Origin of the sequence: Bradyrhizobium daqingense (assembly GCF_021044685.1) — a bacterium.
Lineage (GTDB): Bacteria > Pseudomonadota > Alphaproteobacteria > Rhizobiales > Xanthobacteraceae > Bradyrhizobium > Bradyrhizobium daqingense.
The window spans coordinates 683,208-695,663 of record NZ_CP088014.1; the positions used below are offsets into that span (position 1 = coordinate 683,208).

Consider the following 12,456-nt stretch of genomic DNA (forward strand, 5'->3'; position numbering starts at 1 on the left):
TGTTCCTCCAGGGAGGGGGAATGCGCCAGGTCTTTGCAGGGATCGCAGCCGGAATGTCCATAGCCGTGAACAACGGCTGGAGGGCAGCGATGCGGCGTGGTCCGGTCCTGTGGCTGACCTTGTGCGGCGTGCTGCTGGTCGCGGGCATCTTTGCCGTGACGGCCATGGCCGTCGGCGAGTTTCGCGAGCGGACCCTGGTGAACCGCGAGCGCGAGCTCGAAAACACCGTGCAGCTGATCGCGCGGCACTTCGATCAGCAATTCCAGGATTCCGATGTCGTCGCCGCCGATGTGATCGGGCAGATGAACCTGCCCGACGTCGCCTCGCCCGCGATGTTCCGCGAGCGCATGTCCACACCTGCGACGAACCAGATGCTGCGCAGCAAGATCAGCTCGGTGTCCTATCTCGGCGACATCGCGATCTACGATGCCGAGGGCGAGCTGATCAACTGGTCGCGCGCCCAGCCGCTGCCCAAGATCAACGTCTCCTCGCGCGCCTATTTCCAGTCGTTCAAAACCAATCTGACGTCCGAGCCGGTCATCCTGGAATCGGTCCGCAGCTTCATCATCGGCAAATGGACCACGGTGGTCGCGCGGCGTCTGAACGGTCCCGACGGCACCTTTCTCGGTGCGATGGTCCGGCGGATCGATCCGGACAGCTACCAGCAGTATTTCGCATCCGTCGCGCTCGCGGAAGGCACGGCGATCTCGCTGTTCGATCGCGAGGGCAAGTTGCTGGCGCGCTATCCGCACGTCGAAGAGATGATCGGACGGAGCTTCAAGGATGCGCCGCTGATGCGGAGGGTGCTGGCCAAGGGCGGTCAGCACACGCTGCGCGTCAGGAGCCCTGTCGACGGCGAGGAGCGGCTCGGCTCGGCGGCGTCGCTGACGCATTTCCCGCTGGTCATCGTCGCCACCAACCTCACCAGCGCCGCGCTGGCCGACTGGCGGCAGCAGACCGGCTTCATGGTGGCGACGGCGGGCTTCTCGGCCGCGGTCATCGCGCTGATCCTCTATCTGATCATACGCCAGATCAACCGGCAGAACCGCGAGGCCCAGGAGCGGATCGAGGCGGAGCGGCAGCGGCTCGACACCGCCCTCAACAACATGTCGCAAGGGCTGATCCTGTACGACGCCAGCGGCACCATCGTCACCTGCAACCGCCGCTATGCGGACATGTTCGGCCTGTCCCACGACGTCATCAAGCCCGGCTGCCACATCCGCGAGGCGATGTACCATCGCAAGGAGCGTGGTGCGTTCGACGGCAATGTCGAGGAATTTTGCGCCGACGTGATGAGAGTCGTCGCCGAAGGTACCGTCTCCACGAGAATTCATCAGCTGGCCAACGGCCGCGCCTTCCAGGTCATCAATACGCCGCTCGCGCAGGGCGGATGGGTCGCCACCATCGAAGACATCACCGAGCGCCGCAGCCTGGAGCAGGAGCGCGACCGCAACCACACCTTCCTGCGCGAGATCATCGATCACATTCCCTCGCGGATCACCGTGAAGGACGCCCGGACGCGCCGGTACCTCCTCGCCAACCGCGTGGCCGAGGAACAGCTCGACGACTCCGCTGGGACCATCGTCGGCAAGACCGCGTTCGACCTCTACCCGGCGGACGACGCTGGCGTCGTCACCCGGGACGACGACAGGCTGCTGCAATCGCCGGACGGGCTGTTCCTGGACGAGCATATCTGGAACACGCCGAATATCGGACGGCGCTACATCACCTCGCGCAGGATCGGCATCCGCGACAAGTCCGGCGAGCCGCGCTACATCATCAACGTCGTCGAGGACGTCACCGAGCAGCGACGGGCCGACGAGAAGATCGAGCACATGGCGCATTACGATGCGCTGACCGACCTGCCGAACCGCACGCTGTTCCGCGAGCAGATTGAGCGCGAGCTGGCGCATGTCGCCGACGGCTGCCAGTTCGCACTGCTCTACATCGACGTCGACGAATTCAAGGGCATCAACGACTCGCTCGGCCATCACGTCGGCGACGAGCTGCTCAAGGCGATCGCGACTCGTCTGCGTGGCTGCCTGACGCCGGGCGACCTGATCGCGCGGCTCGGCGGCGACGAGTTCGCGGTCATCCAGACCGGAATCTCCTCCCCCGCCGACGTCGTGGCGTTCGTGACGCGGATCTATGAGGCGATCCGGCAGCCCTATCATTGCCTCGGGCACCAGCTCTCCACCGACGCGAGCATCGGGATCGCGCTGGCGCCGCAGGACGGCGCCGATCTCGACCAGCTCATCAAGAATGCCGACCTCGCGATGTACGGCGCCAAGGCCGGAGGACGCCGCACCCACCGCTTCTTCGAGCCCGCGATGGATGCGAGCGCCAAGGCGCGCCTGACCATGGAGCAGGATCTGCGCCAGGCCCTTGTGAACGGCGGCTTCGAGATTCACTACCAGCCGCTGGTGGATTTGCGCTCCGGCGAGGTCTCAGGCTGCGAGGCGCTGCTGCGCTGGCGCCATCCCGAACGCGGCATGGTGTCGCCGGCGGAATTCATTCCGGTCGCCGAGGACACCGGCCTGATCAACGAGCTCGGCGACTGGGTGCTGCGGACGGCCTGCAACGAGGCCGCGACTTGGCCCGCGCATGTCCGCGTCGCGGTCAACGTCTCGCCGGTGCAGCTCAAATGCGACACGCTGGCCTTGCGGATCGCCGGCGCGCTCGCGGCCTCCGGGCTCGACCCGCGCCGACTCGAGCTCGAGATCACCGAGGCCGTGCTGATCCGCGACGACGAGGCCGCACTCTCGATCCTGCACCAGCTCCGCGCCATCGGCGTGCGCATCGCGCTCGACGATTTCGGCACCGGCTATTCCTCGCTCAGCTATCTCAAGCGCTTCCCGTTCGACAAGATCAAGATCGACCGCTGCTTCGTTGCCGACATCGCGGAAACCAGCGGCGCGCCCGTCATCGTGCAAGCCGTGGTGAACATCGCCGCCGCCAGCAACATGACGACGGTCGCCGAGGGCGTCGAGACCGAAGCACAGCGCGAGATGCTGCGCACCCTGGGCTGCACCGAGATGCAGGGTTATCTGTTCAGCGCGCCGAAGCCGGCCGCCGAGGTGCGAAAGCTGTTCGGCCCGGATGATGCCGCGCCGGTGGCGGCGGTGGCGTGATGGCGAAATCGCGCACGACCTCCACCAAGACCATCGACGTCGCGGATTCCTACGCGGTGCGGCTGATGCAGCATTTGGTGGTGCCGACCTTCGTGATCGACCCCAGGCGCCGCGTCGTGATCTGGAACAGGGCCTGCGAACGCCTGACCGGCGTCGCCGCCTCGGAGGTGATCGGCACCGCCAAGCACTGGCAGGCCTTCTACGAGACCCGGCGCCCGTGCCTCGCCGACCTCGTCGCGCTCGACCGTCCAGAGCAGTTGCCGGAATTCTATTCGGAATATGCCGCGCGCGGTCACAACGGCCTCGGCTTCTCCGCGGAGAACTGGTGCGTGATGCCGAAGCTCGGCAGCCAGCTCTATCTCGCCATCGACGCCGGCCCGATCCACGACGAGGCCGGCAATCTGATCGCCGTGGTGGAGACGCTGCGCGATCTCACCGACCAGAAGCGCGCCGAGATGGCGCTGAAGGAGCTCGCCACCAAGGACGGGCTCACCGGCCTGTCGAACCGCCGCGCCTTCGACCAGATGCTGATGAGCGAATGGGCGCGCGCCCAGCGCACGCAGAAGCCGCTGGCGCTGCTGTTCGTCGACGTCGACCATTTCAAGCTGTTCAACGACCGTCACGGCCATCAGAGCGGCGACGAATGCCTGCGCGCGGTCGCCGCCGCCGTGAGCCGGCATGCCATACGCCCGCTCGACCTTGCCGGCCGCTACGGCGGCGAGGAGTTCGCGCTGATCCTGCCGGACATGGATTGCGACTCCGCCTGCGCCGTCGCCGAGGAGATCCGCTGCGCCGTCATGGCTCTGCAGATCGCCCACGGTGCCATGGGTGCCGGCGACCACGTCACCCTCAGCGTCGGCGTCGCCAGCCAAATCCCCACCGGCGCCGATGGCGGCCCCGACCGACTGTTGAGGGCGGCCGACGAGGCGCTCTATGTGGCCAAGCGGCTCGGCCGCAACCGCGTCATCTGCGCCGAGCGGGTTCTCGCCGAATTCGCCGCCCTCGGCCGGGAAGCGGCACAGGTTCCGGCCCCGGTCAGCCGCAAGACGGCTTGAGCCGGGTGGCGAGAAGCGGTTGCCCGCCCCTCGTCAATCGGCTACATCAACCCTCACTGCACCCGTAGCTCAGCTGGATAGAGCGTTGCCCTCCGAAGGCAAAGGTCACACGTTCGAATCGTGTCGGGTGCGCCAATAGAATCAACGGCTTATCTAATTTCGGTTGTTCAAACTGGCCGGCTGGGTAAGCACTAGGTAGTCGTCCGTTAAGAAGCCGGATTGATCGAGGCTGGCCGGGCGAGCGTGCGCCATAGCTGGGCCAGGAACAGGCACAAGAGATATCTCAGCCAGGCGAGGATGCGGCGGAAGTTGTGTCCGACGGCTGAGAGGACGACGTTGGCGGCATCGCCGGCGCGGCCTTTGAGGTAGCAGCGCCCGAGGTGGCCTTCCGCCTTCAGGTGTCCGATGATGGGCTCGATGGCGGAGCGGCGGCGCAGCTCGCGCTTGATGACACCGAAAACGCCGCGCTTCTGGCCGGAGATGAAGACGCGACGGGGATTTTGTGCGTCGTGGCCGCGGTATCCCTTGTCGACATAGGCCCGCTCGATCGGACAGCCGGTGAGTGTCTCGGTGCGGTCAATGACGTCCCGCAAGGTGTGACCGTCGTAGGGGTTGTCGGGCAGTGCGCTGGCGTGCAGCACGAACAGGCCACCGGGAGCCCGGCGGTTGTTGGTGACGATGGAGGCCTTCACGCCGAACTCGTAAGGCGCGCTGGCCTTGCCCTTGCCGATGCACTCCACTTCCGGGGCATGGAAGGAATAGAGCTTCCAGCCGCGCTGGCGCTGCTGCTGCGAGCGGATCTGCGTGGCCCGGCCGAGCGGGAGGGCGAACGCCTGCTCCAGTGCTGGCTGGCCTTCGATCTTGCGGCGGATGTCGCGGATGATCCGGCCCAGCCGGCTACGCAGGATACGCAACTGCCGCTGATGCCGCCTGAACTGTTTGGCATGGGCGTAGCGGCCGGCCATCATCGCGGCGGCCTTGGCGATGCGAGCATAGGATTGCCGCAGCCTGACGCCGTGCCTGATCGCCAGGCGGTTGAGCCCCTTGATGGCCGCATGCAGCAGCTTGGCATCGGTCGGAAAGGTGATGGCCTTCGGCTGCACCGTGGTGTCGACCGTAACCCGCTTGAGGTCCTGGCTGCGTAATGCACCGGCCTCGTGCGCTACCCGCAAGCTCTCGGCCAGCAGCAACTCCAGCTTGTCGCCAAGCCGCTTGCGCCAATGGCTCAGGTCCGAGCGCTCGTGCGGGAACGTGTGCTGAAAGAACTCTTCCCCGGTGAAGAACTGGAAGTATGGGTCATGGACCCAGCGCTCGCACACCTCCTCATCGGACAGCCCGTAAATGTGCTTGAGCAACAGCAGACCGATCATGAAGCGCGTCTCGATCCCGGGCCTGCCGTTCTCGCTGTAGAGCGGCGCGATCTCGCCGTCGATCCAGTCCCAATCGACCTTGCCGGCGAGCAGAACCAGCTCGTGCTTCATATTGATGATCTGGTCGAGCCGAGCCCGGAACAGATCGTTCGATCCCGTCGTCTTGTGCTTCTTCGGCCGCATCGTTCCCTCCGATGCAGACAAGGAATCATGCTTCCCGCTTCGAGGGAATCCACGAAAACCAAATCGCAAGGTTCTGACGCCCAAAGCATCAAAACCTTGCAATCTGGAAATGCCCCTTAGCCCAAATCGAGATTCCCGATCAGTGGCTTAGTCCTTCTTCACGGACGACTAGGTAAGCGCTGGATTAGCGAGCGAACAGACCTTCGAACAATTCCAGCATCTCTCCCAGTGATGCCCGCCCGAAGTACATCCCTGCACCTGCGCTCATTGCTGCTATCGTCACCGAAGCAATAAAAGCGGCACGCTCGTTCGCGATGCCGAGGGCCAACAGTTGTCGAGAGTAGCTTCCTCTTCTAGCAAGAGAGGCCAATGCAAATTGAATTGTCATCGCAGAGGTCGTCAAGAGCACCGTCAATGCAAGAATTTCAATTGCGTAGCTCGAAATGAAACGAGCCACATGATTGAGCGTAGGAAAATCCTTGAGGTTGTCAGGGCCTCCGATGTGAGGCTGAAGAGCTACGCCGAGAAGCGCCAGGGTAGGTGCCACTACAGCTAATACGGTAACCCGAAAATTCGATAGGTTTGCGGCACGGTGAGCGTCGATTGAATGCTCGAACGTGCGTTCTTCAATGCTAGCGTCGAGAGAGTACCTGAGAGCGTCTATTTCGAAGGCAGGAATCTGCGCGAACCGCTCTTTGAGCTGGCTCTGACATATTCCGAGGAATGCTTCGAAGTAGGCAAGTATTCCCTTCGCCTGAATGAGTGCCCTGGTGTCGCGGCTCCGCCGATTGGTGATGATGTAGAATTGCAGAGAGAACAGCAGGTTCCGACGCCAAGAGACGTCCGCATCGTCCTTTCGTTGAAGTATGAGGATCGTATCGACAGCATGATCATGATGCTGATGTTGGTGAGCGATATCTCTAAGGAAGAAATACCCCTGGTCAGCAATCCACTTGTCGAAATCGTGCCCTTCTTGGCTTGCGAATGCGCGCGAGGCGTACGCCAGATCACCATCGCGAAATTCCGGCCGAGCCACTCGCAGCTCGCCGTTTCGTTCAAGAACGAAGTCAATCCAGACGTCTGCAGAATCGGCCAAAGCCATTCGGCCATAGTCCAACGATACCTCGATGACTCGATCACGGTCAGAGGCTAGCGATAGCCGTGCTGAGTTCATTTCGTTAATCGCCGTTCGAATCTTTTCTTGTGGCCCGGTGCGCCAATCCTCTTTGGACTTGAACACGAATATCGTTCCCGACAAGCTGCCGTCCACGTTGTCAGGCGCGGCTGCACTCTTGGCGACAAGTGCGAACCAAAAGTCACCGCTTCTTCGGCAAACGCGATCGGTAATGGTACGAAAAACCGAGTCGCTAAGATCACGTCGCTGATACGCAAGAATGTACCGATCGATAGCGGTAGCAACGTTGGCATACTTGGATGGCGTTGGGTGTCGAGTCTCACCAATGTGACGAAACGACAGGCGTCCGTTCGCGGTCGGTATCCAACCAGCGTATTGGTCCACAGTAGAAGAGATGTTGGTTTCAGGACCTAAAGACGCGGTCAAGGGTGTCGTTCGAGAGCTTGCCAGTTATTTCCAGCCGATTGGCCTTCTTATTGAAAATCATGCCGCCCTGTACCCGGGCGTCTGGTATCCAGTCGTCCCGAGTCTTTGCTCTACCTAGAAGAACTGACTTTACGTCGTCAGTCCGGGTCTGGCTCTTCCGCAATTCGATCTTATCTGCGCGGATAAACTTATAAGCGAAGACGAGCGAAATGGCTGCGACAACTAAGCCGACAGTGAGGACTACAAAACTCGGGCCGAGTGCCGCCACTACGCCAACGAACGCACCCAGCAAGGCAACATAACCCAGGGTCTTCATGGCTTTGCTCGCGAATCAGAAATGAGCGGTAATTCCAAGATAGCACGGATGAGTCAAGGAATAACTAACGGATATCGCTGATGTTCCTAGCTATTCACAGTCTGCTTGTCCATCAAATTCAGATCGTTCACACCTTGGTTGATGAGGACGGGGGCCTGACTGCAGGCTCGGGGACCTTCGACTCTTCACAATACGGAGGAGATGACTGGCTATAATCAGCATCTCGGCTGCCTCCTTGGGATCCGACAGATCAACGTTCCGATGGCTCCGCGGGTTCTTGAAGACGCTCACCGCGCCAGCCATGAATTGTTGTAATCCCTGACGTTCGCCAGCCGGGTCGGAAGCGAGCGTCAACGGTCCGTTTTCCGTATTGAACGCCTTGGCAACCATCGGCATGCCATGCGCTTCCGCTGGCAACCCCGCGGCTTCTCGGATTTCGGTCTCAACGAGCTTGAACGCTTCGAACACGGCGGCGTCGTATCGACCTATCTTGAATATCTCCGCTGATGCATCTCGCACGTCAGGGTGCAACAGAAACTCAGGTAGAAGCCGTTCAAGCTGAAGTCTTTCGAGATCGGCCGTTGGCTCGAACTCAACGCCCGCTCGGCTCAACACGTACCATACCGCGTGAGGCTGGCTCAGGTCTGGCACCGCGAGGAGCATCTGCTGAGCCCACATCATTCCTTCCGAAACTCTCTGCATCAGCCACGGCGGTGATCCAGGACTACCGAAGAAGTGGTTGATCTCGGATTGGAAGTTGTGCGGGGAGAACCGCCGACCATCCACCTGCATATGAAGTACCAGCGCGACACCTACCTGCTCGGGAGTTGCCCGCTCTAGCTGCTCACGCGAATTGAATGACTGATTGAAAGGCTTCGGCACTTTCAACCCTCTTGTTCAGTAACAGCCCACATCAAGCCTGCCTCAACGAAGCCCGGATTGTTTAAGGAATGGCGACCGCTCGCGGCGTGGACGCTGAAGCATCCTCAACCGGGGCGACTATCGGCGCTTCTTCATCGGCAGCTTTCGGTGCAGCCTTCTTCCGGGTCGCGGCCCGCTGCAATCGCTTAATGTTCTGGAGAGCCGCCTTTGCTTCATCGCTATCGACCAAATCGCGCTTGATGACTTCCTCACGCAACAAGGTCTTCAGATAGTCGACTTCCACCTTCACGCCGGAACTCATGCGACGAATCTCGCGGCGTAGAACCTCTAGGATAAAGTCGGTCTGCAGAACGGCTGCGACAGTAAACTTGTTCGTGACCTGCTTGTGCAGCAAGAACTCCGCCATCGTGCCCTTCGAGAAGCCTTCGCGGCTCAAGTTTCCAAAACACTCTAGGGCCTCGGGACTCTTCGCGCTCGCCTCAATGGCATCCAACTCACAAACGAGGATTTTCTCGATTGGTTGGCCGAAGTGCACCTTGTAGATCCGCCAGTGGGCACCATTCGTCAGCACTACCCACTCGATACCCTCATTGGCAGCATAATCGATGGCTTGCTTTACGTGGGCATCCTTGAGGTCGATCCCGATGGCTTTAACCTCGATGATGAATCTGATCTCGTCATCAAACTTCACGGCAAGATCAACATAGGTACCGCGGATCGCGTACTGGCTAGTGACATGCAGATATTTGTCATAGCCGCAAATGTCGGAAAGCATATCGTTGATGACAGTGACCGTATCAGCCTCGCTGACGTCGCGCTTCAGCAACCCTGACAGTACGCTCTGGTACCTTTTAAGCTGGGTGGTGATCCGAGTAGCGACTTTTGTTGAGAGTTTTGCCATGATTCGCCCCCTAGAAATAAAGGCATGAGCATCATGCAACCTTCCGGCGAGCACAAGCCCCATTTAGTCGAAGTGTAGCTATTCAGGAGGCCAAGCCGCTCGGCGAGGTGGGCCCGCATTGCTTAGCCGCTCGTCTATGTTGACGAAGGACTAGTGGATTCTGGAGGTAGGACCGCAAGACGTAGCGGCTTGTGATTTCGCGCGCCCCGCGGAATCCTCCGCCATGAGCACTAAGTCACGAGAGGTCATCTGGGGCGGCCGGATAATGGGCGCCAAGATCCATGCCGACGGCGCCCGTGAACGTGCGGAACAGGCTGTGCGCGAGGCCGACCGAGCGGAGGCCGAGGCCTGGTCGGTCCGCATGGAAGGCTACGGAGGCCCCGCGCAGCCCTCGCCAACGATTGGTCAATGCCTCAACGGCGGGCTTGGCTGGCTGGAGGTCGAGTGCGCTCGATGTAAGACACGCGCCAGCCTGCCGCTGGACGCCGTCCGCCGACCCCATAATACGCCGCTATGGAAGTTGGAAGCCTCACTCAAGTGCCGCTCCTGCCGTACTCCTCGCTATGCGCCGCCTGCCCGCATGATCAAGCTAACAGAGACGAGACAGATTACCCCCTACAAGTGGGTGCATCCGAGTGAAGAACGTTAGGTCGAGCTGCGAATCAGGTTAGTGGAGGCCATGTGCAATCTCTATTCGATCACCACGAACCAAGCCGCGATCAGCGCGCTGTTTCGCGTGGTCAATCAATACGTCGGCAACTTGGCCCCAATGCCGGGCGTTTTCCCTGACTACAAGGCGCCGATCGTCCGCACGGGCACCGGCGGCCGAGAGCTTGCGCTTGCTCGATGGGGAATGCCCTCCTCATCGAAGGCACTGATGGATGCAACGAAGAAGCGCGCCGAGAAACTGCAAGTTAAGGGCAAGACAGTCGATTTTAAGGAGTTGCTCCGGATGGAGCCAGATTCCGGAACCACCAACATCCGGAACGTAAAATCGAAGCATTGGGCCCGCTGGCTCGGTGTCGAGAACCGCTGCGTGGTTCCGTTCAACTCTTTCAGCGAGTTCAACAAGGTCGAGGGCGGCGACATCTGGTTCGCGCTCGACGACAGCCGCCCGCTTCTGTGCTTTGCCGGCCTTTGGACCAACTGGACCTCGGTCCGGAAGGTCAAGGAAGGCGAGACCACCAACGATCTGTTCGCGTTCCTGACGGCAGAAGCCAACGCCGAAGTCGGGGCCATCCATCCGAAGGCAATGCCTGTCATCCTAACCACCCCCGAGGAGGTAGAGACGTGGATGAATGCTCCCGCTGAGGAAGCGCTGAAACTGCAGCGTCCGCTCCCCGACGGGACGCTGCAGATCGTCGCTCGCGGAGTAAAGGAAGACCCCGCCAAAGGAATGGATCACCCGAGAACTGGGTGAGCTCGTTGCAAAGGGTATCTATCTCGAGCTCAACCGGCGCTCTACCTTTTTGCGGCTACTGCCGACCTTTTTCACTGCCTTCTTCACGGCGGACGCTGATTTGCGGGTTTTCTTCGCTTCGTATTGTACCTCATAGTCCTGCCCGCCAGCCACGCGGGCCCTATCCTGCTTGCGTCCGCGAGCCGACTGCTTCTTTGCTTTCTTCGCCATGTTTGCTGCAACCTCCGTTGTCTCGCGAAAACGCGACAAGATTCAGTAGGTTCCAAGGCGGCAAAGATCGCGTCAGCAAACAAGGGAACGAATCAGTTCGAAATGATTCGAATCAACGTATTTGTTGCGTGGAGTTCATCAGTGGCGTTGCAGCGTCAGAAGCGCCAGGCGATCGGGATCAAGGCGCCCTTCCCAGGCTTCATCGAGCCCGTACTCGCCGAGCACGTTGATCGCGTCCCCCGCGGCGAGAGATGGATCCATGAGGTAAAGTTCGACGGCTACCGCGCCCAGCTCCACATCGCCAACCATGACGTCAAAATCTACACCCGCAACGGCCTCGACTGGACCGACCGCTTCCGCAAGGTGGCGCACGACGCCGACCTAATCAATGCGAGTTCAGCCATCATCGACGGCGAAATCGTGGTGCCGGGCGAAGGCGGCAAGACTGACTTCGCGATGCTGCAGAACAGCCTGACAGGCAAGGCCGACAACCTGGTTATGGTGGCCTTTGACTTGCTCTATCTCGATGGTCGCGACCTGCGGAAGTTGCCGCTGCTCACGCGCAAGACCGCATTGAAGGCGCTGATTGCCAAATCCCCAATCCAATACAGCGAGCATTTCGACATGGACGGCGCCGAGCTCTTTCGCCGGGTCTGCGCCGGCGAGCTCGAGGGCGTGGTCTCCAAGATCGCCAGCTCGCCCTATGGCGGCGTGCGCGGCAGTTACTGGGTCAAAAAAACCTGCGCACACCGCGAGACGCTGACCATCGCCGGCTTCAAGATCAAGGACCACCGCTTCGACGGCATCTATGTCGGCCGGGAGCACGGCGGCAAGCTGCTCTATGCAGGCAAAGTCGAGCACGGCTTCGAGCCCGCGGCCGTGAAGGAGCTGCAGCAGCGGCTGAACAAGCTAGTACGCAAGACCCAGCCCTTCGCCAAGCGTATCCCCAACCGCGGCGTCTGGGTGGAGCCCCGCCTCAATGCCGAGGTCGAGTACCGCGCCAAGTCTGCGAATGGCCATCTGCGGCACCCGACTTTCAAGGGGCTGAGGGAGGATCTGTGATGGCGCGCCTTTCTCCTGCCGAGCAGATCGAGCAGAGCTACGACCTCGCAATGGTGGCGCTCGCCGACTATTTGACGCGGGATCAGGATGCCGCGGCGACCATCGATCGGCTACTGAGCATTCTTGATCGCGACAGCCTCCGGGACGCCATAACCGAGGCTCTGGTAGACGCGCGGGTACACCCAAGGCCTTCGGCAGACATCCCGGAGCGCGAGCCATGACGGTATGGATCTACGATCAGGGCGACGAGCTGAAGGTGTTCGCCACGGAGGAAGCCGCTCAGGCTTGGATCGACGAGAACGATCCTGAGGGTGTCGCGTTCGAATACAAAGTGATCGGCCCGCCAGCGTGAACCGGCGGGCCGC

13 protein-coding genes and 1 tRNA gene are annotated in these 12,456 nt (G+C 61.1%); 8 read left to right on the forward strand and 6 right to left on the reverse strand.

Features of this window, described 5'->3' with window-relative positions:
* Positions 1-20 precede the first annotated feature (20 nt).
* The 3 genes from LPJ38_RS03080 (at position 21) to LPJ38_RS03090 (ending at position 4,321) form a co-directional block, all read left to right on the forward strand.
* Entirely contained in the window at positions 21-3,131 is a 3,111-nt protein-coding gene (locus LPJ38_RS03080) for a bifunctional diguanylate cyclase/phosphodiesterase (RefSeq protein ID WP_167520597.1), read from the forward strand.
* Complete coding sequence (locus LPJ38_RS03085) at positions 3,131-4,186, forward strand: sensor domain-containing diguanylate cyclase (protein WP_145638347.1); 1,056 nt, start codon at positions 3,131-3,133, stop codon at positions 4,184-4,186. The genes LPJ38_RS03080 and LPJ38_RS03085 overlap by 1 nt, the downstream gene beginning before the upstream one ends.
* Before the next feature lie 58 nt (positions 4,187-4,244).
* Positions 4,245-4,321, forward strand: a tRNA-Arg gene (locus tag LPJ38_RS03090).
* A gap of 71 nt (positions 4,322-4,392) precedes the next feature.
* Here the strand turns inward: LPJ38_RS03090 and LPJ38_RS03095 are convergent.
* From LPJ38_RS03095 to LPJ38_RS03115, 5 genes are all read right to left on the reverse strand, one after another.
* Positions 4,393-5,739 carry an IS5-like element ISBj5_B family transposase gene (locus LPJ38_RS03095; RefSeq protein ID WP_011084757.1) on the reverse strand — a complete coding sequence of 449 codons (1,347 nt, stop codon included), beginning with the start codon at positions 5,737-5,739 and terminating at the stop codon, positions 4,393-4,395.
* 184 nt (positions 5,740-5,923) lie between these two features.
* Positions 5,924-6,979, reverse strand: coding sequence for a hypothetical protein (locus LPJ38_RS03100; protein WP_145630605.1), 1,056 nt, complete (start codon positions 6,977-6,979; stop codon positions 5,924-5,926).
* Between the two features lie 298 nt (positions 6,980-7,277).
* Positions 7,278-7,616: a hypothetical protein gene (locus tag LPJ38_RS03105; protein ID WP_145630604.1), complete on the reverse strand. Its 339-nt coding sequence runs from the start codon at positions 7,614-7,616 to the stop codon at positions 7,278-7,280.
* A 90-nt stretch (positions 7,617-7,706) separates the two neighbouring features.
* Complete coding sequence (locus LPJ38_RS03110; RefSeq protein WP_145630603.1) at positions 7,707-8,498, reverse strand: TIGR02391 family protein; 792 nt, start codon at positions 8,496-8,498, stop codon at positions 7,707-7,709.
* A gap of 61 nt (positions 8,499-8,559) precedes the next feature.
* Positions 8,560-9,399: a type I restriction enzyme HsdR N-terminal domain-containing protein gene (locus LPJ38_RS03115; RefSeq protein ID WP_145630602.1), complete on the reverse strand. Its 840-nt coding sequence runs from the start codon at positions 9,397-9,399 to the stop codon at positions 8,560-8,562.
* Between the two features lie 265 nt (positions 9,400-9,664).
* On the opposite strand from LPJ38_RS03115, the gene LPJ38_RS03120 reads away from it, so the two are divergent.
* The gene (locus LPJ38_RS03120; RefSeq protein WP_167520357.1) at positions 9,665-10,048 is read left to right on the forward strand and encodes a hypothetical protein; all 384 of its coding nucleotides are present in this window, start codon (positions 9,665-9,667) and stop codon (positions 10,046-10,048) included.
* Between the two features lie 30 nt (positions 10,049-10,078).
* Positions 10,079-10,819, forward strand: a complete 741-nt coding sequence (locus LPJ38_RS03125; RefSeq protein WP_145630600.1) for an SOS response-associated peptidase — start codon at positions 10,079-10,081, stop codon at positions 10,817-10,819.
* A gap of 18 nt (positions 10,820-10,837) precedes the next feature.
* Here LPJ38_RS03125 and LPJ38_RS03130 read toward each other — a convergent pair whose 3' ends face one another.
* Positions 10,838-11,029: a DUF3606 domain-containing protein gene (locus LPJ38_RS03130; RefSeq protein ID WP_145630599.1), complete on the reverse strand. Its 192-nt coding sequence runs from the start codon at positions 11,027-11,029 to the stop codon at positions 10,838-10,840.
* A gap of 141 nt (positions 11,030-11,170) precedes the next feature.
* On the opposite strand from LPJ38_RS03130, the gene ligD reads away from it, so the two are divergent.
* The 3 genes from ligD to LPJ38_RS37895 are packed head-to-tail and all read left to right on the forward strand — an operon-like array spanning position 11,171 to position 12,443.
* Entirely contained in the window at positions 11,171-12,091 is a 921-nt protein-coding gene (gene ligD, locus LPJ38_RS03135; RefSeq protein ID WP_145630598.1) for a non-homologous end-joining DNA ligase, read from the forward strand.
* On the forward strand, positions 12,091-12,312 hold the full coding sequence (locus LPJ38_RS03140; RefSeq protein WP_145630597.1) for a hypothetical protein: 222 nt from the start codon (positions 12,091-12,093) through the stop codon (positions 12,310-12,312). Before ligD ends, LPJ38_RS03140 begins: the two co-directional genes overlap by 1 nt.
* Positions 12,309-12,443, forward strand: coding sequence for a hypothetical protein (locus LPJ38_RS37895; RefSeq protein WP_283811461.1), 135 nt, complete (start codon positions 12,309-12,311; stop codon positions 12,441-12,443). The genes LPJ38_RS03140 and LPJ38_RS37895 overlap by 4 nt, the downstream gene beginning before the upstream one ends.
* The last annotated feature ends 13 nt before the right edge of the window (positions 12,444-12,456 follow it).

Excerpts from the sequence above, each read along its gene's own strand:
- LPJ38_RS03080 (WP_167520597.1), top strand. The coding sequence starts at position 21 with ATGCGCCAGGTCTTTGCAGGGATCGCAGCCGGAATGTCCATAGCCGTG.
- LPJ38_RS03085 (WP_145638347.1), top strand. The coding sequence starts at position 3,131 with ATGGCGAAATCGCGCACGACCTCCACCAAGACCATCGACGTCGCGGAT.
- LPJ38_RS03095 (WP_011084757.1), bottom strand. The coding sequence starts at position 5,739 with ATGCGGCCGAAGAAGCACAAGACGACGGGATCGAACGATCTGTTCCGG.
- LPJ38_RS03105 (WP_145630604.1), bottom strand. The coding sequence starts at position 7,616 with ATGAAGACCCTGGGTTATGTTGCCTTGCTGGGTGCGTTCGTTGGCGTA.
- LPJ38_RS03115 (WP_145630602.1), bottom strand. The coding sequence starts at position 9,399 with ATGGCAAAACTCTCAACAAAAGTCGCTACTCGGATCACCACCCAGCTT.
- LPJ38_RS03120 (WP_167520357.1), top strand. The coding sequence starts at position 9,665 with ATGGGCGCCAAGATCCATGCCGACGGCGCCCGTGAACGTGCGGAACAG.
- LPJ38_RS03125 (WP_145630600.1), top strand. The coding sequence starts at position 10,079 with ATGTGCAATCTCTATTCGATCACCACGAACCAAGCCGCGATCAGCGCG.
- LPJ38_RS03130 (WP_145630599.1), bottom strand. The coding sequence starts at position 11,029 with ATGGCGAAGAAAGCAAAGAAGCAGTCGGCTCGCGGACGCAAGCAGGAT.
- LPJ38_RS03140 (WP_145630597.1), top strand. The coding sequence starts at position 12,091 with ATGGCGCGCCTTTCTCCTGCCGAGCAGATCGAGCAGAGCTACGACCTC.
- LPJ38_RS37895 (WP_283811461.1), top strand. The coding sequence starts at position 12,309 with ATGACGGTATGGATCTACGATCAGGGCGACGAGCTGAAGGTGTTCGCC.